The sequence below is a fragment of the Georgenia halophila genome, from assembly GCF_039541595.1.
The window spans coordinates 129,958-152,142 of the sequence record NZ_BAABGN010000009.1 but is presented as its reverse complement, the minus strand read 5'-3'; the positions used below and the strand labels follow the sequence as shown (position 1 = coordinate 152,142).

The window sequence follows — 22,185 nt, the reverse complement described above, 5'->3', positions numbered from 1 at the left end:
GGCCCTGGTGGCGCGGTCCGGCCTACGAGCCCGACACCACCTTCTCGGCGACGTGGCGCCCGATCTGCAGGCAGGCGGTCGCCGCGGGCGAGGGCGCGTTCACGACGTGCGTGACGTGCGGCCCGCCGCGGATCACGAAGTCGTCGCTGGGCGTGCCGTCGCGCAGCACCGCCTGCGCCCGGACTCCGGCGGGGCTGCGCTCGAGGTCCGCCGCCAGCACGTCAGGCACGAGCGTCCGCACCGTGCGCAGAAACGCCCCCGGCACGACCGAGCGCCACACCTCCTGCGCGCCGTAGCGCAGGTGGCGGCGCGCCAGCCGCCAGAGGCCGGGATAGCCGACGGTCCGTGCGACGTCGTCCGCCCGGACGTCCCGCCACCGGTAGCCCTCCTGCGCGAGGGCGAGCACGGCGTTCGGACCGACGTGGACCCGGCCGTCCCAGCCGCGCGTGAGGTGCACGCCGAGGAACGGTAGCTGCGGGTCGGGCACCGGGTAGATCAGTCCGCGCACCAGCTCGGGGCAGCGCAGCGTCCAGTACTCGCCACGGAAGGGGATGATGCGCACCGCGTGCCGGTCCTCGGGGCCCAGCAGGCGGTCGCTGTGCAGACCGGAGCAGTTCACGACGTGATCGGCGACGATCACGTCGCGGCTCGTCGTCACCCGGACCCGGCGCCCGCCGACCTGCAGCCGGTCGACGCGCTCCCCCGGTCGGAGCTCGGCACCGCCGGCAGCCAGGCGCCCGGCCAGGGCCTGCGCCAGTCCGACGAAGTCGCAGACCCCGGCGGAGTCCACCACGAGCGCCCCGACGCAGCGCACGTGGGGCTCGCGCTCGCGGGCCTCCGCGGCGGCGATCTCACGGACCGGGATGCCGTTCGCCCTCCCCCGCTCGAGCAGCGCGCGAAGACGTGGCAGCTCCTCCGGCTGCGTTGCCACCACCATCTTTCCCGTCCGGCGGGCGGCGACGCCCCACTGCGCGCACAGCCGCGGCAACGTGCGAGCGGCCTCGGTGGCGAAGCGTGCCTTGAGACTGCCGGGCCGGTAGTAGAGGCCGCTGTGGATCACGCCGGAGTTGTGTCCCGACTGGTGGCCCGCCCAGCCGTCCTCCTTCTCCACGACCACGACGTCACGGCCCTGCTCCTGCAGGGCCAGACCTGTCGCCAGCCCGACGAGACCACCGCCGACGACGACCACGCGTTCGCGACCGTTCACGGCTGCCGATTCTCCCAGGGCAGCGAGACGGGTGCCGACGATCTCGTGATCGGTACGCACGTGGACCGCACATGCGGCACGATCAGTGCATGGAATCCGTTGTGGCCGGCTCCGAGACAGGCCTCGATCAGCTGCACACCGTGACCGCAGACACCCGGCGCGCGATGACCAGCGTCATCGAGGGCAAGGACGGCGTCGTCCGGACGGCCTTGACCGTCCTGCTCGCCGGGGGGCACCTGCTCATCGAGGACGTGCCCGGGGTCGGCAAGACGATGCTCGCCAAGGCGCTCGCCCGCACCGTCGACTCGACCGTGCACCGGATCCAGTTCACCCCGGACCTGCTGCCCTCGGACATCACCGGCATCAACGTGTTCAACCAGGACTCGCACTCCTTCGAGTTCCGGCCCGGCGCGGTCTTCGCGAACGTCGTGGTCGGGGACGAGATCAACCGGGCCTCGCCGAAGACCCAGTCGGCGCTGCTGGAGGCCATGGAGGAGCACCAGGTCACGGTGGACGGGCGCACGTTCGCGCTCCCGGAGCCGTTCATGGTGATGGCGACGCAGAACCCCTTCGAGATGGAGGGCACGTATCCGCTGCCGGAGGCGCAGCGCGACCGCTTCATGGCGCGGGTCTCCATGGGCTACCCCGACGCGGAGGCGGAGCTGCGCATGCTCGCCAGCCACGGGTCCGGCTCGCCCCTCGACGCGCTCGAACCCGTCACGAGCACCGCCACCGTCTCGAACCTCATCCGCACGGTCGAGCAGCTCTACACGGCGCCGTCGCTGCACCGGTACGTCGTCGACCTCGTCACCGCGACCCGCGAGAGCCGCCACCTGCGCCTCGGCGCCTCCCCGCGCGCCGGCCTGCAGCTGCTGCGCGCGGCCCGCGCCCACGCCGCCCTGGAGGGACGCGAGCACGTCCTCCCCGACGACGTCCAGCACCTCGTGGGTCCCGTGCTCGCCCACCGCGTGATCCTCTCCGGCGAGGCGGAGCTGGCGGGCGCCTCCGCCGACGAGGTGCTGCGCTCCATCGTCGAGTCCGTCCCCGTGCCGGGCTGAGCGCCGTGCGGGTTCGACTGACCGGTCGGGGGCGGACCTTCCTGACCCTCGGCATCGCCGTGATCGCCGTCGCCGCCCTGCTCGGATTTCCCGACATCACCCGGATCGGTGCCCTGCTCGCCGCCCTGCCGGTCCTCGCCGTCGTCTCCGTGTGGCGGGCACGCCCACGCCTGGAGGTGCGCCGCGACGCCCGGCCCGCGCTGCTGCGCCCCGGCGACGCCGGTCGGGTGGTGCTCCAGGTGCGCAACACCGGCCGCCGGACCGTGCGTCAGCACCTCGCCGAGGAACAGCTCGACCACGCGCTCGGCGGCCCCACCCGCTTCGTCCTTCCCCGGACCGTGCCGGGCGAGACCCGCACCGCGGTGTACGAGGTGGTCGGTCACCAACGAGGCCTGTACCGGCCCGGCCCCCTGGCGGTGTCCCTCCAGGACCCGTTCTCGCTGGCGCGCACCAGGCTGACCCTGCCGGCGTCCGGGGAGATCGTCGTGCTGCCCCGCATCGTCCCGCTCGACGGCTCGGACCTGCGCCGGCACGGCGGCGCCGGTGACTGGCCGGTCCCGAACCAGGTGGCCGCGCACGGCGAGGACGACGTGAGCACCCGTGCCTACCAGCACGGCGACGAGCTCCGGCGCATCCACTGGCCCGCTACGGCCCATCGCGCCCAGCTCATGGTCCGCCAGGAGGAGCAGCCGGCCCGCCGCCGCGCCGTGCTCGTCCTGGACTCGCGCCGCCTGGCCCACCACGGCCGGGAGAGCGGCTCCTTCGAGTGGGCCGTCAGCGCACTGGCCTCGGTCGCCGTGCACCTCGACGCGCGCGGGCACTCGCTGCACCTCGTCAGCACGGAGACGGTGCGCGAGGAGCGGGCCGGGTCCGCCCTCCCGCTGCCGGAGATCCTGCGGCACCTGGCGCTGGCGCTGCCCGAGGCCGGTGACCTCGAGCCCGTGGTCGCCGCCGCGCGGCCGCTCGACGCGGGCCTCGTCGTCGCCGTCGTCGGTGACGGCCCGCCGGAGCCCGCCCGCCAGCTCGCCCGTGATCGGCGCTCGGGAACCACGGGCATCATGCTCGCCCTCGACGGCACCGGTTTCGACGGGTCCGGACCAAGCTCGGTGGCCGCGGTGACGGACGCCGCGCTCGCCGCCGGATGGCGGGTCCGGCCGGTCACCGGCGAGACCGACGTCGGGGCGCTCTGGCGTGACATCACGACCGTGCGCGCCGCCCGGCTCGCGGCGTCCGGCGGGGCGGTGAGCCGGTGATCGCCCGCAGCGCCTGGTTCGACGCCGTTCTCGTCCTGGTCGCGACGACGGTGGTCAGCTGGCCGGTGGGCCAGCTGGTGGACGGCACCGACTGGGTCTGGCGGATGCTGGCGGGGCTTCTCGGGGTCGCGGTCAGCGGGACCGTCGCCCGGGGGCTGCGCGCGCCCGCGGGCCTGGTGCTGCTCGTGCAGGCGTTCGCGGCCTGGGTGGTGCTCGGCTGGGTGTTCGTGCCCGGCAGTCTCGTGCTCGGTGTCCCGATGATGGAGTCGTTCGAGCACGCCGCGGCGCTGGTGCGCGCCGGTGCGGAGACGATCCGCGTCGAGACCGTGCCGGCACCCGAGGTGCAGGGACTGTCGTTCATCGTGGCGGCCTCGATGGTCGCCGTCGGGTGGGCGGTGGACGCGCTCGCCGTCACCCTGCGCTCGCCCGCGCTCGCCGGCATGCCCCTGCTGCTGGTCCTCGTCTTCAGCGCGTCGGGAACCGGCGACGCTCTCCATCCGCGCTACTTCCTCGCCGCCGCGGCCGTGTGGCTCATGCTGCTCGCCCGGCAGAGCCTGGGTGCCGTCCGCGCCTGGTCCAGCCGGCGCCGCAGTTCGGCGTCGGGCGTCGCCCCGGACCGCGACGTGCACCCGACCGGCGGCCACGGCCGGTGGGCCGTCACCCTCGGCGTGACGGGAGTGGTCCTGGCGGTCGTCGCGGCGGGCTCGATACCCCACATGGCGCCGCGGGCGGTGCTGCGAGGACTGGGCGACGCCCCGGTCGGGAACGACGGCGGACTGGTGCACTTCACCGAGACGCTCGACCTCGCCGCCGACCTCAGGGACCGCAGCCAGCGTCCGGTGCTGGAGTACCGCGCCGAGGACGGCCGGACCACGCCCCTGCGCGTCCTGGCGACCCACCGGTTCGCCGACGGCAGCTGGCGCCCGGTGGACGGCGACGACGCGCCACCGTCGGTCCCGCCCGACGTCGTCCAGCGCGACGACGTCGAGCACGAGCAGCACGAGATCACCGTCATGGCCAACGGTCTGGCCGCGCCCCAGGTCGCGGTGCCGTACCCGCTGGTCGAGGCGGACTTCGGAGACATCGAGTGGCAGGCCGACGAGCGAACCGGGACGGTCCGGATCAGCGAGCGTCCCGACAGTTACTCCGCCACCTTCAGCGAGGTCAGCGGCCGGCTCCCGGACAGCGTGGGCACCGGGCCGGTGGCGTCGGACCTCGAGGACGACCTGCTCCGGGTGGACCCGCTGTCGAGAGACATCGTGAGCAGCACGGTCACGCGGGTGCTGAACGCGGCGGACGACGAGGTGCTGTCCAACCAGATCTCGGTCGCCAGGGAGATCCAGTCCTACCTGCGCGGCCCGGAGTTCACCTACTCCCTCACCCTTGCCGATCCCGCACCGGTCGACGGCCCGGCCGAGGAGGAGGCCACGCCGGCCGGGGACCCGGCCGGCAGCCCGGCCGAGGATCTCGCCGGGCTCGACGAGGACGGCAGCGCGGGCGGGTCCGAGCTGACCAGCCCGGAGGAGGACCCGATCACCCACTTCCTCACCACGAAGACCGGCTACTGCACGCACTTCGCCACCGCGATGGTGATGATGGCCCGGGCCATCGGCATCCCGGCGCGGCTGGCGCTGGGCTTCCTGCCCGGCGAACGTCAGGACGACGGCTCCTACACGGTCGTGGCGGCCGACGCGCACGCGTGGCCGGAGCTGTACATCTCCGGGTTGGGGTGGACCCGGTTCGAGCCGACGCCTGCCGTCCGGTCCGGGTCCGCTCCGGTGTACCTCCGGTCCGCCGACTTCGACGACGCCGCGCCGGCACCCGATTCCTCGGCGAGCCCGGCGGGCGAACGGCCCACCGAGGAGCCCACCACGCCGGACCTCGACGTGACCGTGTCGCAGTCGAGCTGGACCGACACGGTCGGACGGGCCGCACCGACGGTCGGGCTCGTCGTCCTCGGCGTCGTCCTGCTGCTGCTCCTGGTGCCGACGGCCGGCCGATGGCGAAGGTCTGCCGCCCGGCGGCGCGCGACCGACGACGCGGGGCGTGTCGAGGGCGAGTGGCAGGCGTTCGTGCTCTCGCTCGCCGACCTGGGCCTGCCGGCACCCCGGGGCGCCACGCCCCGGCAGGTGGGCGCCCACTACACGCAGGCCGCCGGCCTGTCCGGAGACACCGCGGAAGCGCTCGACCGGGTCGTCGCCAGGGTGGAGAACGCCCGGTACGCCCCCGGCGGCCTGGCCCGCTCGGGCCCCGACGCCGGCGCCGGGCCCGTGGCTGACGACGTCGGGAGGATCCTCGACCACGCGCGGTCCCGGCTCGGCCGGGGGCAGCGGTTCCGCCTGGCTCTGTGGCCGACCAGCGGACTGGACCAGCTGCGCATCCTCGCGGACAAGGCCGGCGCCGCGCTGCGGTCGGCCGACCCCTCGCGCAGGCCCCGGCGCAGCTGATCATGAGCCGCGACGTCGTCCTGGACGTGGACACCGGCGCCGACGACGCGCTGGCCCTGCTCTACGCGCTGCGTTGCGCCGACCTGCGCGTACGTGCCGTCACGTGCGTGGCCGGCAACGTCGGGTTGGACCGAGTGGTCCGCAACACCACCGCAGTCGTCGGTGCGCTGAGATCCCGCGTCCCGGTCGCCGCCGGCACCGGCCGGCCGCTCCTGACCGAGCGCCGGGAGTTCACGCGCGTGCACGGCGACGACGGGATGGTCGGCGTCGTACCGCCCGGTGAGCCGTGCTCGCTCGAGGGAGGTCACGCCGTCGAGCTGCTGCGCGAGACGATCCTGGGCGCCCCGGATCCGGTCACGGTGGTGGCGCTGGCACCGCTGACCAACCTGGCCCTGCTCGCGCGGACCTACCCGGAGGTCGTGCCGCGGGTGGCGGAGCTGCGGCTGATGGGCGGCAGCATCGGCCCGGGCAACGTGACCCCGGTCGCGGAGTTCAACGTGTGGAGCGACCCTGAGGCGGCCGCCGTGGTCCTCGCCGCCGGTTGGCCCGTGAGCATGTACGGCATGGACGTCTTCTACCGGCCGGCGCTCGACTCCTCGGGCGTCGCGGCGCTGCGCGGCTCCGCCGACGTGGCCGGCCGTCTGGCGGGCGAGATCCTGCACAACCTCGCGGTCAACGGGCCTTCCGGCCGCGCCTACCTCGGCGATGCCGGGCTGGTGGCGAGCCTCGGCGTCGACGCCGTGACCTGGACTGAGCTGCCGGTCACGGTCGACACCCGGCCCGGGCTCACCCGCGGTATGACCGTGGCCGACCGCCGTGGTCCGGACCACGAGATCGACGCCCGCGAGGCCTGGTCGCCCGTGCGGGTGGCCACCGAGGTGGACGCCGCGGCCCTCGTGTCCCGGTACACCCAGGTCCTCGTCCGGCACTGAACTGACACCTCGCTAAACCTCGCACAATTCTTGTGCACACATGTTGTGCAGAACTATTGTGCCCACATGTCGTGGTCTCACACCGAACTCACCAACGAATCCGTCAAGGTGCTCGCGCACCCCTTGAGATCGCGGCTGCTGACCCTGCTGCGCCGGGACGGACCCTCGTCCGCGACCGCGCTGGCGCGCGAGCTCGCCACCAACACCGGCGCCACCAGCTATCACCTTCGCCGGCTCGAGTCCGTCGGCCTAGTCGAGGACACCGGCGAGGGCCGCGGCAAGGAGCGGCTCTGGCGGCCGACCACCGAGAGCCACGGCTGGCAGGGTTCCGCCTTCTCCGGGGACGAGGACGCCCGTACCGCCGCCGGCTGGCTCGTGCGCGACTACCACCGCCAGTTCGACACCGCCTACTCGCGCTGGCTCGACGTGGAGGAGGCCTGGCCGGCCGAGTGGCAGGACGCCATCGGGATGAGCGACGCCTGGGTCGAGGTGAACCCGGAGCAGGCGGCCGAGATGCGGGAGGAGCTCACCGCCGTCGTCGAGCGGTACAAGAACGCCGGCACGGGTGACCCGCGGGCACGCCGGATCCACGTGTGGCGCTTCGCCTTCCCGCTCGAGCCCGACGCCGTCCCCGGCGACGCACGGCGATGACGGCGCTCTCCCCGGCGGCCGCCCGGCGGATCTTCCTGCTGCTCACCGCCACTCGCTGGTTCCCGGTGGGGCTCATCGTCTCGGCGGTCACCCTGCTGCCGATCGAGCGCGGCCTGACCGTGACGCAGACCCTCACGCTCGCGTCGCTGACCGGCCTGGCGGTGTTCGTCCTCGAGCTGCCCACCGGAGGCACGGCCGACGTCCTCGGACGCCGTCCCGTGCTGATCACCGCCGCGGCGGTGCAGGTGGTCGCCGCGTCGCTGTACCTGGTCGCCCAGTCGTTCTGGGCCTTTGCCGTCGCCGCGGTGGCCATGGGCATCTTCCGGGCGCTGGACTCGGGGCCGCTCGAGGCGTGGTTCGTCGACACTGTGCACGCCACGACGCCGGGCGCCGACGTCGACCGGACGCTCTCCCGCCAAGGCACCGTCCTGGGCGTCTCGATCGCCCTCGGAGCGCTCATGTCGGGCGGGCTCGTGTGGTGGCACCCGCTTCCGCTCTGGTCCGCGCTGACGCTCCCCTACGCGGTGTACACAGCGCTCGCCGTCGGGCACCTGGTCATGGTCTGCGTGCTGCTGCGCGAGACCAGCACGTCGACAAGGGCGTCCCCGTCGGCCGCCACGGGTCTGCGCCGAGCCGTGCTCTCGGCGCGCGGGACCCCGTCCGTCGTCATGTCCGGGCTGCGGCTCGCGCGCGGCAACCGGGTGCTGCTCGGCCTGCTGGTCGTCGAGGCGTTCTGGGCGGTCGCGATGGTCGTCATGGAGTCGTTCCAGCCGATCCGGCTCGCCGAGCTCCTCGACAGCGAGGAGCGGGCCGGGGCGCTCATGGGGCCCGTGGCCTCGGTCGGCTGGGCGGTCTTCGCCCTCGGAGCCGCCCTGGGCGGTGCGGCGTCGCGGCGGATCGGCGTCGCACGCGCGGCGGTGCTCGCCCGCGTGCTCAACGGGCTCGGCGCGGCCTGGATGGGACTCGTGGCCGGGCCGGCCGCGCTGGTCGCCGCGTACCTGGTGACGTACGGGCTGCACGGCTCCGGCGGACCGCTGCTGCGGGCGCTGATCCACCGCGAGGCCGGCGCGGGCAACCGCGCGACCGTCCTGTCCATGGCCTCCATGACCGGGTTCGCCGCCTACGCCGTAGCCTCCCCGGCGCTCGGATGGACAGCGGAGGCGATCTCCACGCCGGCGGCCATGCTGATCGGCGGGCTGGCGAGCGTGGCGGGTGCGGTGTTTCTCGTCCCGGCGGTCCGTCGCGAGCGTGAGCTGCGGGCCCTGAGAACGGCCGTCAGCGTGTAGCCGTCACCCGACGGTTGCCGCCGTCCGCTCCAGCAGCACCATCACCTCGTAGTGGCGCGTCTGCGGGAACATATCGAGCACCCGGGCGCGCCGCGGAACCATCGACGGCATGGCCGCCAGGTCCTTCGCGAGCGAGACGGCGTTGCAGCTGGAGTAGACGACGTGGCGCACGCCCGAGGACTCGAGCCACCCGCTCAGCGCCGCCCCGATGCCGCGCCGCGGCGGGTTCACCACCACCAGGTCCGGCACGTCCGCGGCCCCGACAGCGAACGCGGTGGCATCCCTGGCCGCGAACCGGACGCCGGTCAACCCGGCCTCGTCCCGGGCGGCCTCGGCCGCGGCCACGGCCTCCCGGCTGATCTCGATGCCGGTCACCGTCCGTCCGGGTCCGGCGCTGTGCAGCGCGAAGCCGCCCACGCCGCAGTACAGGTCCCACACGTCCGACGGCGCGACCTCGTCGACCCAGTCCCGGCCCTGGCGGTACAGGGCGGCCGCGACCTGCGTGTTGGTCTGGAAGAAGCTCTTCGGCAGCAGCTGGAGCCCGAGACCGTTGACCGGCATCCGCATGGTGGTCCGGGCGGTCAGCGGGATCTCGCGCTCGCCCTCGAGGACGGCCTTGTGCTCGGGCTGGAGGTTGGCCGTGACGACGGCCAGCTGCGGCAGCTCCGCCAGCAGAGATCCGAGGTGCTTGCGGATGCGCGGCACGGACTCGTCGGTCCGCAGCACGAACCGGAGCAGGACCTGCCCGTCGGGCGACTCGGTGAGCAGCAGGTACTTCAGCTCACCGCGCCGTGCGGGAACGTCGTAGGGCATGAGCCGTGCGCGCGTGACGAAGGCCGCCAGCGTGGGGAGCACCGCACGGAGGCCGGGACTGTTGACGCCGCAGCCCTGCAGGTCGACGCCGTTGCCGGCGGCGTCGAGGATTCCCAGTCGCGGGGCCTCGACCGTCCCCGTGACGACCATCTTGGCCTTGTTGCGATATCCCGACTCGGTGCTCGCCACCGGCGGCAACCACTCCGTGTCCGGGTACGCGGTCAGCAGGTCGGCGCAGTGGCGCTGCTTGGCGGCGAGCTGGTCGGCGTAGGGCTGTCCCATGAGCGTGCACGACAGGCACAGGGCCGCGTCGAAGTAGGAGCACTGCATGGCGGGTCGAGTCTAGGCGGATCAGGCCGGTCAGGCGGGCGGCCCCGGCGCCTCGTCGTCGCGAGCGGGGAGGCTCTGCCGTCGTCGCCGGTCGAGGAAGGACATCACCGGCGTCGCGGTGCTGCCGTGCAGCACCACGGAGCTGACGACGACGAGCCCGACGACGGCCCACAGGTCCCGCGCCTCGGGGATCGCGGTCTCACCCAACGCGTAGGACATGTAGTACAGCGAGCCGATCCCCCGGACCCCGAAGTAGGAGATGGCGCCCCGCTCGCGCAGATCGGTGTCGCCGCGTGCGAGACCGACCCAGCCGGCGAGGGGGCGGACCAGGACGATCACCACCACGGCGAAGACCACCTGCTGCCAGGTGAGCTCGGCGAACAGGCCCCGGGCCACGGCGCCGCCGAGCAGCACCAGCACCACGACCGTCAGCAGGCGTTCGATCTGTTCCACGTACTCGTGGAGCACCCGCTGGTAGCCGCTGTCACGCTCGGTCGCCCGGATGGTCACCGCGCACACGAAGACGGCGATGAACCCGTATCCCTCGATCACCTCGGCGATGCCGTACGCGGCGAACGTGGCGGCGATCGCGACGAAGCCCTCGCCGTGCTCGGCCAGGCGGAGCCGGCGCGACGGCGCCCGGAAGAACAGCTTGCTGAGCAGCCAGCCCACCGCGAGCCCGACCGCGACACCGGCCGATATCCGCCAGAGCACGTCGACGGCGAGCCAGCGCCCGAGCCAACCGGCGGGCGCGAGACCGGCGGTGGCGATGGCGATGGCCATATAGGTGAACGGGAAGGCGAGGCCGTCGTTGAGTCCCGCCTCCGAGGTCAGAGCGAACCTCGCCTCGTCCTCCTCGTCCGGTTCGTCGGACGGCTCACCGACCTGGACCTCGCTGGCGAGCACGGGGTCGGTCGGCGCCAGACACGCGGCGAGCAGGACGGCGGCGGCGGCGCCCACTCCGAGCAACCAGCCACCGAGCAGCCCGACCGCGAGCATGGTCAGCGGCATCGTGATGCCGAGGAGCCGCCAGGTGCTGATCCACCGGCGCCACCCGATCGGTCGGTTCAGCGCGAGTCCGGCACCCATCAGGGAGACGATCACGGTGATCTCGGTGACGTGCTCGGCGATCGCCTGGTGCGCGACCGGGTCTGGGTCCGGGAGGTGGTCCAGCAGCGCGAAGGCCACGACGCCGGCGGCCAGCAGCACCATGGGCATCGACACCGGCGCGCGGCTCAGCACCCGGGGCAGCATGGCGGCCAGGAGCGCCGTGAGTCCTGCCGCGACGTAGACGATCGCGCTCGCTTCCACGTGTGCCCTTTCCTCGGCGGTGCCGCTCAGGAAACCACGGTCGGACCGGTTCGGCCCCCGGAGGCCGGACGCGCTACGGCTCGACGACGCCCAGCCGGTCGCCCGCACCGACCTGCGCACCCTCGGTGACGACGTGACGCAGCACGCCGGCGAGCGGTGCGGCAATCGGGCGTTCCGTCTTCATGGCCTCGACGACGGCGACCCGCTCGCCTGCCTCGACGCGCTCGCCGTCGGGCGCCGACCAGGACGTCAGGATGCCGGCCGCCGGTGCGCTCACGTCGCCGTCGGACGAGGCGTCCGGCGCCGTGCCGGCTTCCTGCGCCGGATCTGGCGACTGCGCGTGACCGGTCGTCGAGAGCTGGGCGAGCAGCGCCGTCGGCAGTCCCAGCAGACTGCGGCGGCCGTCGATCTCCACCCAGGTGCGGACCACCGGGTCCTCGTGGGGCGGCTCCGCGCGCTTCTCCCCCAGCTCGTCCAGCCAGGTGCACTCGTCCTCGACCCAGCGCGTGTGGACCGCGAAGGAGCGGGCCGACGGCGCGGTGAAGGCCGGGTCCTCGAGCAGCCGGACGTGGAACGGCAGCACCGTCGGCACCCCCTCGACCGTGAACGAGGCGACCGCCGCGCGGGCGCGCCGCAGCGCCGTCGTCCGGTCGGGTGCGCGGACGACGAGCTTGGCGACGAGGGAGTCGAACGATGCCGGGACGGTCGACCCGGCCACCACCCCGGCGTCGACCCGCACGCCCGGGCCGCCGGGTGGGTCGAAGCGTGTGAGCGTGCCGGGTCCGGGCAGAAACCCACGGCCGGGGTCCTCGGCGGTGATACGCAGCTCGATGGCGTGCCCGCTCGGTCGGACGTCCTCGGTGACCTCCACGGGTCGGCCGTCGGCGAGGAGGAGCTGCTGGCGGACCAGGTCGATGTCCGTGGTCTCCTCGGTGACGGTGTGCTCGACCTGCAGGCGGGTGTTGACCTCGAGGAAGGAGATGAGGCCGTCGGCGTCGAGCAGCAGCTCGACGGTTCCGGCGCTGCGGTAGCCGACCGCCGCGCAGATGTCCCGCGCGGCCGTGGTCAGCACCTGCTCCTGCTCGGAGGTGAGGAACGGGGCCGGCGCCTCTTCAACGAGCTTCTGGCTGCGACGCTGCACCGAGCAGTCCCGGGTGCCGAGGACCACGACGCCGCCGGTGCCGTCACCGAGAACCTGCACCTCCACGTGCCGGGGTCGCTCCAGGTACTTCTCGACGAGGCACTCCCCGCGGCCGAACGCTGCCGCGGCCTCGCGGGCAGCGGCGTCGTAGAGGCCGGTGACCTCCTCCAGCCGCCGGACCACCCGGAGCCCGCGGCCGCCGCCGCCGTGGGCGGCCTTGATCATCACGGGCAGCCCGTGCTCGCGGGCGAACGCCACGACGTCATCGGCCGAGCCCACGGGTCCGTCGCTGCCCGGCGCGAGGGGCGCGCCGACGGAGCGGGCCACCTCGCGGGCCAGGGCCTTGTCCCCGAGCCGGGCGATCGTCGCCGGCGTCGGCCCGATCCAGACCAGGCCGGCCTCCTCGACCCGCGCCGCGGCCGCGGCACTCTCCGACAGGAAGCCGTACCCAGGATGCACCGCATCCGCGCCGGCGCGTGCGGCGACGTCGAGGAGACCGTCGACGTCGAGGTAACCGTCCGGCAGCGCGTACGCCTCGTCGGCCAGCCTGGCGTGGGGCGCGTCGGCGTCCGCGTCGGCGTAGACCGCGACCGACGCGACCCCGTACTCGGCGCAGGCCCGGGCGACGCGCACCGCTATCTCGCCCCGGTTCGCGATGAGCACCTTCCTCATCGAGCGCCCTCCTGCTCGGTCGTGGCCAGCTCGGCGAACGAGATGGCGATACGGAACCGGACGGAGGCCCCGACCGGCAACTGTGCCGCACGGTCGAGATCGTAGGCGGCGACGGCTCCTGCCACCGGGTAGCCGCCGGTGAGCGGGTGGTCGGCCATGAACAGCACCGGCTGACCGTCCGGCGGCACCTGCAGCGCGCCGCGTACGGTCCCCTCGCTCGGCAGCTCGGCGTTGTCGATGCGCTCGAGCGGCACCTCGCCCGCCAGGCGCAGCCCCACCCGGTTCGACCTCTTGACGGCCCAGTCCTGCGCGATGAAGAGGTCGAGCGCCGAGGGCGGGAACCAGTCGGTCCGCGGGCCGAGGACGACGTCGAGCGTCACCGTCTCCCCCGGCGCCGGCAGATCAGGGGCCACCTCCTCGATGGCGACCGCGGCGACGGCGTCCGTCCCGACGGCGAGGCGGTCGCCCCCGCGCAGGGGTTCCGGACCGAGGCCCGCGAGCACGTCGCGGGAGCCGCTGCCCAGGACGACCGGCACGTCCAGCCCGCCGCGGACCGCGACATAGGTGTAGACGCCGGTGGCCGGGGCACCCAGCTCGAGGGTCTCGCCGTCGTCGACGGCGACGGCGGTCCCGGGCGGGAAAGCTCGGCCGGCGACCGTGACGGAAGCGGGCGCACCGGCGGTGGCCACCACGACGTCACCGTGCGCGCGGAGGGTGAGCCCACCGAGGGCAGCCTCGACCGTCGTCGCCGCGGGCGGGTTTCCGACGAGGCGGTTCGCGCGCCGCAGCGCGCCACGGTCCATGGCGCCGGACGGTGAGACACCCAGCGAGGCGACGCCGGAGCGGCCGAGGTCCTGCAGGAGCGCCTGCGCCCCGGGGTCGAGGACCTCCAGGGTGCCCCGCGGTCGTTGACCGGTCGGCTGGGTGGCAGCGGTGGAAAGCCGCGCCGAGCCGGTGCCCGTCGCGGTCGGTCGTGCTCGGACCTCCTCGCGCACGGCGAGGAACCGGACGCGCCCGCCCGGACGCAGGAGCGCCGGCGGCTCCCGGTCCAGATCGAACAGCACGACGTCCGTGCGGCCGATCAGTCGCCAGCCGCCGGGGCCGGCGCGTGGGTAGACACCGCTGAACTCGCCGGCGATCGCCACCGATCCCGCTGGGATCGAGGTGCGCGGGGTCTCTCGCCGCGGCACACGAAGCGCCGGGTCGCCGCCGGAGAGGTAGGCGAAGCCCGGGGCGAAACCCGTGAACGCGACCGAGTACACCGGCGCGGTGTGCCGGCCGACCACTTCCCCGGTGCTCAGGCCGCGGAGCTCGGCCACCTCGGCGAGGTCCTCGCCGTCGTAGACGACCGGCACCTCGACCAGCTCGCCGGCGGTAGGCTCACCGGCGGCAGGTTCGAAGGCGGCGGGCGTGGTCGAGCCCGGACGTAGCCGGCCGACCTGTTGGGCCAGCCGCTCCGCCGTCGTGCGTGCCGGGACGTAGCGCAGCAGCACGGTGCGCGCGCCGGGCACGAGGTCGGTCACGCCGTCGGGCGGATCCTCGTGTAGCGAGCCGAGCAGCGCCAGGGCTTCGTCCAGGGTGTCGACCTCGACGAGCACCGCGTCCAGGCCGGCGCGGAGCACGCGCATCAGCCGGCTGGGCCGGCGAAGGCCCGGAGTCCCACGCCGGCGCGTGCCAGCGCGGAGCGGACCTGCCGCGCCATGGCCACGGCGCCCGGGGAGTCGCTGTGCACGCAGATCGAGTCGGCCCGGACCCGGACCGCGGAACCGTCGATGGCCTCGATCGTGCCGGACTCGACGAGCCGCACCATCCGCTCGGCGACGACGTCGGGGTCGTGCAGCACCGCGCCGGGCTCCCGCCGCGAGACCAGCTCGCCGCCGGAGGTGTAGGCGCGGTCGGCGAACGCCTCCGCGCACACGGCCAGGCCGGCCTCGCGTGCCTTGTCCAGGAGTGGGGAACCGGCGAGGCCGAGCACCACGAGGGAGGGGTCGACGTCCTTGACGGCGGCGAGGACGGCGGACGCGTGCAACTCGTCGTGGGCGATGGTGTTGTACAGGGCGCCGTGCGCCTTGACGTAGTGCACGGTCGCGCCGACGGAGCGGGCCAGTCCCTGCAGGGCGCCGACCTGGTAGATCACGTCGGCGCGCAGCTCCGCGGGCGTGGCGTCGACGTAGCGGCGGCCGAAGCCGGCGAGATCCCGGTACGCCGGGTGGGCACCGATGACGACGCCGCGTCGGTGTGCCGCCTCGACCGTGCGGCCGAGGCCCTCGGGGTCCCCGGCGTGGAAACCACAGGCGATGTTGGCGCTGGTGACCACGCCGAGCATGGCCTCGTCGTCACCGAGCTCCCAGCGCCCGAAGCCCTCCCCCATGTCGGAGTTGAGGTCGATGGTGGCCACGTGGCTCCTCCCGGGTCAGACCAGCGAGTCCTGCCAGGCCGTGTGCAGCGCGGCGAACCGACCGTCCCCGGCGATCAGGTCGGCCGGCGTACCGTCCTCGACGACCTGGCCGTGCGCCATGACGAGCACCCGGTCCGCGATCGCCACCGTGGACAGGCGGTGCGCGATGATGATCGCGGTGCGGTCCGAGAGCAGCGTCTGCAGCCCGTGCTGGACCAGCTTCTCCCCCGGGATGTCGAGGGACGATGTCGCCTCGTCCAGGACGAGCACGGCGGGATCGGCGAGGAACGCGCGGGCGAACGAGAGCAGCTGACGCTGGCCCGAGGAGACGCGGCCGCCGCGCTTGTTCACCTCGGTGTCGTAACCGTCCGGCAGGTTCAGGATGAACTCGTGCGCGCCCACCGCCCGGGCAGCGGCCTCGATGTCCTCCTGCGGGGCGTCCGGCCGTCCCAGCGCGATGTTCTCCCGGACCGAGCCGCTGAACAGGTACGCCTCCTGGGTCACCATGACGACCGCGCGCCGTAGGTCCTTCGAGGACAGCTCGCGCAGGTCGATGCCGTCCAGCAGCACGTGACCGTCGGTGGTGTCGTAGAACCGCGTGACGAGCTTCGCCAGCGTCGACTTGCCCGCGCCCGTGGTCCCCACCAGCGCGACCGTCTGCCCGGCCGGGATGTGCAGGTCCAGGTCCGGCAGGACGACCGGCCCGTCACCGTAGGCGAATCGCACGTGGTCGAGGCGCAGGTCCCCGCGGGGCTTCTCCAGCGGTCTCGGCTTCTCGGGCTCGACGACGGTCGGTTCCTCCGCCAGCAGGCCGGAGACCTTCTCCAGGGCGGCCGCCGCCGACTGGAACGCGTTGTAGAACATGCCGACCTGCTGGATCGGCTGGAAGAAGCGCTTGACGTACAGCAGCGCGGCGGCGAGGACACCGACGTCCATCGTGCCGTTCAGCACCCGCCACCCGCCGACGGCGAGCGCGACGGCGACGGTGACGTTGCCGATCAGCATGAGCCCGGGCTGGTACCGGCCGTTGAGGCCGAACGTCCTGAGGTTCGCCTCCCGGTAGTCGTTCGACAGGTCGCCGTAGTCGCCCTCGGTGGTCGACTCGCGCCGGAAGGCCTGGACGGCGCGCATGCCCGTCATGGTCTCGACGAACTTGACGATCAGCCGGGCCGAGGCGGTGCGCTGCTGGCGGTAGAAGACCTGCGAGCGCTTCTGGAACCAGCGCGTCAGCATGCCCGCCGGCACCATGGCACCCGCCAGGATGAGGCCGGACTGCCAGTCGAGGAGGGTGAGGCTCCCGGCGATGAAGACCATGAGCATCATCGAGGAGATGACGCCGGTGAGGCCGCCGTCGAGGAGCTCGCGCAACGCCTCGAGGTCGGAGGTCTGGCGAGAGATGATCCGCCCCGAGGTGTAGGTCTCGTGGAACTCGAGCGAGAGCCGCTGTGTCTGGCGGAAGACGCGGCGGCGCAGGTCGAGCAGCACGCCCTGCGCGATGCGCGCGGCGTGCCGGATGAAGGCACCGCCGGCGAGCCCGCCGACCACCGCGGCCAGCACGTACGCGGCCCCGTAGACGCTGAGGAGGGTCGCGTCGCCCTCGACGAGCTGCGGGATAGCCCGGTCGATGGTGAGCGCGACGAGCGCCGGGCCGGCGACCTGGCCGACCGTGGAGAGGACGACCAGGATGCCCGTGATGGCGAGGGCCTTCTTGTGCGGAGAGAGCAGGTTGCCGAGGAGCCCGAGCGAACGGCTGCGGACCGCGTGGCTCTGCTCGAGGCTCAGGAGTGTCTCGTCCTCGTTCGTCGTCGCGGTGACGCGCCGGGTCTGTGGCGTCGCGCTCACAGCCGCGCTCCTCTCGTCCGGTCCTCGGCCCCGGAGGCGGAACCGTCCTCGTCGGGGAAGGCGTCGCCGTCGGGCAGGTGTCCGACGCCGTGGTCGGCGGCGTCCTCCTCCAGGGTGGAGATGATGTACCGGTAGTGCGGGTCGGTGGCCAGCAGATCGCGGTGGGTTCCGACGGCGGTGATGCGCCCCTGCTGCAGGACCGCGACCCGGTCCGCCAGCGCCACGGTCGAGGGCCGGTGGGCGATGATCAGGTTGGTGGTGCCGGCGAGCACCTCCCGCAACCGGACGCTGACCGCCTCCTCGGTGGTGACGTCGAGCGCGGAGAGCGGGTCGTCGAGCACCAGCACCCGAGGCCGGGAGGCGATCGCCCGGGCGAGGGCGAGGCGTTGGCGCTGCCCGCCCGAGAGCGACAGACCCTCCTCCCCGATGCGAGTCTCGACGCCCTCCGGCAGGTCGTAGACGAAAGCTGCCTGGGCGACGTCGATCGACTCGTGCAGCAGCGCTTCCTTGTCCTCGTCGGGCATCGCGTCGTCGACCCCGAGGAGCACGTTCTCGCGGATGGAGGCGGAGAACAGCGTCGGGTCCTCGAACGCGACGGCGACGGCGGAACGCACGTCGGCGCGCCGAAGCCGCCGGACGTCGGCGCCGTCGATCTCGACAGCGCCGCCCGTCACGTCGTAGAGCCGGGGCACCAGCATGGACAGCGTGGACTTGCCGGAGCCGGTGAGACCGACCAGCGCGGTGGTGGTCCCGGCGGGCAGCTCGAGGTCGACCCTGTCGAGGATGGGGGCGGAGGCGTCGTCGTACGCGAACGTCACCTCACGCAGGCGCACGTGCGAGCCCTTCTCGGACGCCGGCGTGCCCGCTTCGTCGGGGTCGGCCGGGTCCGTGACGGCGTTGGTCGTCTCGAGCACCTCGAAGTAGCGGTCGATGGCGGTCCGGGCGTTCAAGGTCATCGACAGCGTCATCCCGAGGTCGACGACGGGGCCGTTGATGACGGCCGCCGTCGCGAAGAACGCCGCCAGCGCACCGACGCTGATCTGGTCGTCGGCGACGAGCACCGCACCGACCACCATCGAGACGGCCAGCGTCACCTCCGGGATGAGCTGCAGCGCGACGACCACCATCGACTGCGTGTTGGCCTTCTGGATCTCGGTCTGGCGCAGCTGTTCGGCCTGGCCCGTGAACGAGTGGAGGGCGTCCCGGCCGCGTCCGAACGCCTTGAGCACGCGGATGCCGTGCACGGATTCCTCGACGGTGTTCGCGAGGTCGCCGGACTGGTCCTGCGACATGCGGGCGATGACCCGGTACCTGCGGGAGAACCGATAAGCGATGACCGTGACCGGGATGGAGCCGGCCAGATAGATCAGGCCGAGCCACCCGGCCGTGGCGAGCAGGATCCCGATACCGACGATGATCGTGAGGAAGCTGACGACGAGCTGGAGCGCACCGAAGACGAGCCAACGGCGCAGCAGGCCGAGGTCGGCCATGCTCCGGGACAGCAGCTGCCCGCCCGACCAGCGGTCGTGGAAGGCGATGGGCAGGTCCTGCAGGTGCCGGAACATCGCCATGCGCATCTCGGACTCGACGCGCGTGCCCGGGAACATCACGAGCGTCCGGCGCAGCAGGATCAGGCCCGCCTCCGCGATCCCGAGAGCGAGGACGAGGACCACCGGCCACACGAGCGCGGAGAAGTCGCGTTCGCCGACGGCCGCGGACAGCGGGCCGTCGACGATCCTCTCGAGCACCCGCGGGATCGCCAGCGCGGCGAGGCTGGCACCGAGCGCCGCGAGCATGCCGCCGAGGAGATGCGGCAGCGCCGAGCGGACATAGGGGTAGAGACGGCGGATGGAGGCAGGGGTCGTCAGGTGGGACCCGGCGGGGGTATCAGGGGGCATCGCACTCACATTGTTCCCCAACCCGCCCACATGTGCCGCGTCAATTCTCAGAATGAGACGAACGGACAATTTCGCGCATAAAGAATGCGCCATCTTGTGGAGAAGGAATCATCAACTGCCCGCGGCGGCGAGGAGCGTCGCGTGAACCACCAGACCGACCCGTACCGTTCCCCAGCCGCTGCCCCGCCGAGGGATGGAACAGCTGGGACCGCTACGGCATGCTCGCCCGTTCAGCCCGCATGGGCCGGACGTGGGGTCCTCGGGATCCCACCCGGCGCCGTGCACGGCCGTCCAGGCCGGCTCCCGGTAGACGATCCCCGGGCCCCGCCCGCCGAGGGCGCCGGCGACGACGTCCCGGCCGGCGCGCAACCACGATGCCTGGCCCTCGGGCGTGGCCGGGTAGTCGTCGAGGAGCTCGGGCTCGAGGTCGTTGATGTTCTCCCAACCGGGCGGTCCAACTCGGTGGTGCTGCTGGTGACCGAGCCGCCGCACGTCGACGAGGTCGTCGTCGTGTCCTCCCACGCGGGCAGCCCCGTTATCGCTCGCTCATGGAGGTGACGTCGCCGTCGGTGGCTTTCGGCCACGTTCGTGCGGCGCCGGTCGGCCTGAGCGGGGCGCTGGCGGACCCACGGGTGGCATGGCCCCTTGACCTCCTTCTTTGCATGTTGCAAGGATTGACGCGGCAATGGTGTCCAGGCCGCCGGGTGCGGGCCGACCGAGAAGGGATTTCCTCGTGGGACGACTCGTCCGATTCAGCGGGCCGCGTCAGGCAGAGGTCGTCGATGTCGACGACGAGCCGCTCGGGCCAGGTCAGGTCCGGCTCACGACTGCATGGTCGGGCATCTCGGCCGGCACAGAGCTGACCGCATACCGAGGGACGAACCCCTACCTGAGCAACCGGTGGGACGCCGAGCGCCGGTTGTTCGTCCCCGGCGAGGCGACCCACACCTACCCGCTGGACGCCTGGGGATACGAAGAGGTGGGCTGGGTCTCGGAGCTCGGCCCCGGCGTGGACCCGGCCCTTGCCGGTGCCCTCGTCTGGGGGACGTGGGGGCATCGTTCATCGGTCGTCCGGGACGCGGCCTGGGTCGCGCCCAGGGTCATGCCGGCAGGGGCCCAGGACATTACGGGAGTCTTCGCCAAGATCGGCGCCATCGCCCTCAACGCCGTCCTGGACGCCGACATCCACGTCGGTGAGGCGGTCGTCGTCTTCGGTGGTGGTGTCCCGGGTCAGCTCACCGCCCAGCTCGCCCGACTCAACGGGGCGGACGTCGTCGTGGTCGACCCCGTCGCGATCCGCCGGAACACCGCCGCTGACCTAGGCGCCGCGCACGTGCTCGATCCCGTCTCCCAGGACATCGCCGTCCAGGTCCGCGAGCTGACCGATGGTCGCGGCGCGGACGTCGCCATCGAAATGAGTGGGAACCATGGCGCGCTGCACGAGGCGGTGCGCTCGGTCGCGTACAGCTCGCGTGTGGTCGCGGCCGGCTTCTACCAGGGCGGCGCCGACGCCGTGCGGCTCGGCGAGGAGTTCCATCACAACCGCGTGGCGATCGTCGGTTCCCAGATCTCCGGCGTCGCGCCGGCTCTGCAGCACCGCTGGGACGAGCTGCGGATGTCCCGAACGGTCCTGGATCTCGCCCGCCGAGGGTCGATCGACCTGGTCGGTCTGATCTCCCACACCGTGCCTGCCGATGAGGCCCCGGCGGCGTTCGAGATGCTGGACGCCGACCAGGACGTCCTCCAGGTGGTCCTCGACTATCGCGCAGAGGCCGACGTTGTCTGAGATCCGGCCGGACGTCGGCCTGCCCAACCTCGCGCGCAACGTCGCGGTCGACATCCTCGTCCACGGCGCGCAGTCCAGGGCAAGCCTCGCCGACCGCATGGGCATCTCTGCCGCGACGGTGACACGGATCGTACGACCGCTGCTGGACGCCGGACTCCTCGTGGAGTCGGCCACCGTCCGCACGGCCGAGCGCGGAAGGACCGCGCTCGCCCTGGACGTGCTCGCGGAACGGCACCGGTACATCGGCGTCAAGCTCACGACCGACACCCTGTACGCGGTGGCGACCGATCTGCGGGCACGCGTCCTGGACACCGTGACGGTGCCGATCCGGCCGAGCCGGACCTCGGACGTGGTGGAGACCGTGGCACGCGTGGTCGCCGAGCTCCGCGCCGGCGGTGACGTGCCGCTCGACGCCGTCGGCGTGACCGTGGGTGGCCACGTGGCCGAAGGTGAGAACGTCGTCGACTCCCCTTTCCTCGGGTGGCAGGACGTCCCGTTCCGTGCTCTGCTCCGCGAACGGCTCGACGTGCCGGTCTACGTGGACAACGACGTCGTCGGCCTCACCACGGTGCAGCACTGGTTCGGCCACGGACGAGGGCATCAGAGCTTCGCCCTGCTCACGGTGGGAGCGGGGATCGGCTACGGCCTCGTCGTCAACGACGAGATCGTCCCGACGGAGGCGACGCCGGTGAGCCACCTCCCGGTCGAGCCCTCGGGCCCGCTGTGCCCGCTCGGCCACCGCGGATGCATGAGCGCCTATCTCGTCTCCGACGCGATCGCGGCGGCCGTGTCCGTCGGGCACCATCGCGCGACGAGCTTCGCGGAGGCCCTCCGCCTGGCCACCTCGGACGACGTCGTCGCGTTGCGTGTCGTCCGAGAGGCCTCGCACGCGCTCGGCCGCGCCGCCAACGCGGTGGCCGTGCTGACCGGCGTGGAGCGCATCATCCTCTCCGGCGAGGGCGTTCACCTCGCCGAGATCGCGCCGGACGCGCTGCACGAGGGTTTCCGGGAGTACGACATCCACCCGACACCGCGCGCCGAGCTCATCGTGCGACCGATGGACTTCCTGGAGTGGGCGCGCGGCGCCGCGTCGCTCGCCATCCAGGCCGAGTTCCCGCGGGTGCGCGGCTCCGCCGGCGCGACCGCCTGACGCTGTACGC

At 73.1% G+C, this 22,185-nt stretch carries 17 protein-coding genes; 8 read left to right on the top strand and 9 right to left on the bottom strand.

Going from position 1 to position 22,185, the window contains the following annotated elements; translation table 11 throughout:
* Nucleotides 1-22: 22 nt before the first annotated feature.
* Nucleotides 23-1,207 (bottom strand): L-2-hydroxyglutarate oxidase, encoded by a 1,185-nt coding sequence (gene lhgO, locus ABD907_RS10990; protein ID WP_486334079.1) that lies wholly within the window; start codon nucleotides 1,205-1,207, stop codon nucleotides 23-25.
* An 89-nt stretch (nucleotides 1,208-1,296) separates the two neighbouring features.
* On the opposite strand from lhgO, the gene ABD907_RS10985 reads away from it, so the two are divergent.
* The 6 genes from ABD907_RS10985 to ABD907_RS10960 all read left to right on the top strand — a co-directional run bounded on the left by ABD907_RS10985 (nucleotide 1,297) and on the right by ABD907_RS10960 (nucleotide 8,834).
* Nucleotides 1,297-2,265 carry an AAA family ATPase gene (locus tag ABD907_RS10985; RefSeq protein ID WP_345216300.1) on the top strand — a complete coding sequence of 323 codons (969 nt, stop codon included), beginning with the start codon at nucleotides 1,297-1,299 and terminating at the stop codon, nucleotides 2,263-2,265.
* Between the two features lie 5 nt (nucleotides 2,266-2,270).
* Nucleotides 2,271-3,518, top strand: a complete 1,248-nt coding sequence (locus tag ABD907_RS10980; RefSeq protein ID WP_345216299.1) for a DUF58 domain-containing protein — start codon at nucleotides 2,271-2,273, stop codon at nucleotides 3,516-3,518.
* Entirely contained in the window at nucleotides 3,515-5,965 is a 2,451-nt protein-coding gene (locus ABD907_RS10975; protein WP_345216298.1) for a transglutaminase TgpA family protein, read from the top strand. Before ABD907_RS10980 ends, ABD907_RS10975 begins: the two co-directional genes overlap by 4 nt.
* A 2-nt stretch (nucleotides 5,966-5,967) precedes the next feature.
* On the top strand, nucleotides 5,968-6,897 hold the full coding sequence (locus ABD907_RS10970; protein ID WP_345216297.1) for a nucleoside hydrolase: 930 nt from the start codon (nucleotides 5,968-5,970) through the stop codon (nucleotides 6,895-6,897).
* A gap of 66 nt (nucleotides 6,898-6,963) precedes the next feature.
* The gene (locus ABD907_RS10965; RefSeq protein ID WP_345216296.1) at nucleotides 6,964-7,548 is read left to right on the top strand and encodes a winged helix-turn-helix domain-containing protein; all 585 of its coding nucleotides are present in this window, start codon (nucleotides 6,964-6,966) and stop codon (nucleotides 7,546-7,548) included.
* A complete protein-coding gene (locus ABD907_RS10960) occupies nucleotides 7,545-8,834 on the top strand; it encodes an MFS transporter (RefSeq protein WP_345216295.1) in 1,290 nt (429 codons plus the stop codon). Before ABD907_RS10965 ends, ABD907_RS10960 begins: the two co-directional genes overlap by 4 nt.
* 3 nt (nucleotides 8,835-8,837) lie before the next feature.
* Here the strand turns inward: ABD907_RS10960 and rlmC are convergent, their stop codons facing one another.
* From rlmC to ABD907_RS10920, 8 genes are all read right to left on the bottom strand, one after another.
* Nucleotides 8,838-9,977 carry a 23S rRNA (uracil(747)-C(5))-methyltransferase RlmC gene (rlmC, locus tag ABD907_RS10955; RefSeq protein ID WP_345216294.1) on the bottom strand — a complete coding sequence of 380 codons (1,140 nt, stop codon included), beginning with the start codon at nucleotides 9,975-9,977 and terminating at the stop codon, nucleotides 8,838-8,840.
* A 30-nt stretch (nucleotides 9,978-10,007) separates the two neighbouring features.
* Entirely contained in the window at nucleotides 10,008-11,288 is a 1,281-nt protein-coding gene (locus ABD907_RS10950) for a cation:proton antiporter (protein WP_345216293.1), read from the bottom strand.
* Nucleotides 11,289-11,361: 73 nt separating this feature from the next.
* Entirely contained in the window at nucleotides 11,362-13,101 is a 1,740-nt protein-coding gene (locus ABD907_RS10945) for an acetyl/propionyl/methylcrotonyl-CoA carboxylase subunit alpha (RefSeq protein WP_345216292.1), read from the bottom strand.
* Complete coding sequence (locus ABD907_RS10940) at nucleotides 13,098-14,729, bottom strand: 5-oxoprolinase subunit B/C family protein (RefSeq protein WP_345216291.1); 1,632 nt, start codon at nucleotides 14,727-14,729, stop codon at nucleotides 13,098-13,100. The genes ABD907_RS10945 and ABD907_RS10940 overlap by 4 nt, the downstream gene beginning before the upstream one ends.
* A complete protein-coding gene (locus ABD907_RS10935) occupies nucleotides 14,729-15,499 on the bottom strand; it encodes a LamB/YcsF family protein (protein ID WP_345216290.1) in 771 nt (256 codons plus the stop codon). The genes ABD907_RS10940 and ABD907_RS10935 overlap by 1 nt, the downstream gene beginning before the upstream one ends.
* Nucleotides 15,500-15,514: 15 nt before the next feature.
* Nucleotides 15,515-17,341, bottom strand: coding sequence for an ABC transporter ATP-binding protein (locus ABD907_RS10930; RefSeq protein WP_345216289.1), 1,827 nt, complete (start codon nucleotides 17,339-17,341; stop codon nucleotides 15,515-15,517).
* On the bottom strand, nucleotides 17,338-19,239 hold the full coding sequence (locus ABD907_RS10925; RefSeq protein WP_345216288.1) for an ABC transporter ATP-binding protein: 1,902 nt from the start codon (nucleotides 19,237-19,239) through the stop codon (nucleotides 17,338-17,340). Before ABD907_RS10925 ends, ABD907_RS10930 begins: the two co-directional genes overlap by 4 nt.
* A 111-nt stretch (nucleotides 19,240-19,350) precedes the next feature.
* Nucleotides 19,351-19,761: a glycosyl hydrolase 53 family protein gene (locus ABD907_RS10920; RefSeq protein ID WP_345216287.1), complete on the bottom strand. Its 411-nt coding sequence runs from the start codon at nucleotides 19,759-19,761 to the stop codon at nucleotides 19,351-19,353.
* 211 nt (nucleotides 19,762-19,972) lie between these two features.
* Here ABD907_RS10920 and ABD907_RS10915 point away from each other — a divergent pair, with 211 nt between their 5' ends.
* Together ABD907_RS10915 and ABD907_RS10910 are read left to right on the top strand one after the other, a co-directional pair.
* Nucleotides 19,973-21,025 carry a zinc-dependent alcohol dehydrogenase gene (locus ABD907_RS10915; protein WP_345216286.1) on the top strand — a complete coding sequence of 351 codons (1,053 nt, stop codon included), beginning with the start codon at nucleotides 19,973-19,975 and terminating at the stop codon, nucleotides 21,023-21,025.
* Nucleotides 21,018-22,175 carry an ROK family protein gene (locus ABD907_RS10910; RefSeq protein WP_345216285.1) on the top strand — a complete coding sequence of 386 codons (1,158 nt, stop codon included), beginning with the start codon at nucleotides 21,018-21,020 and terminating at the stop codon, nucleotides 22,173-22,175. The genes ABD907_RS10915 and ABD907_RS10910 overlap by 8 nt, the downstream gene beginning before the upstream one ends.
* The last annotated feature ends 10 nt before the right edge of the window (nucleotides 22,176-22,185 follow it).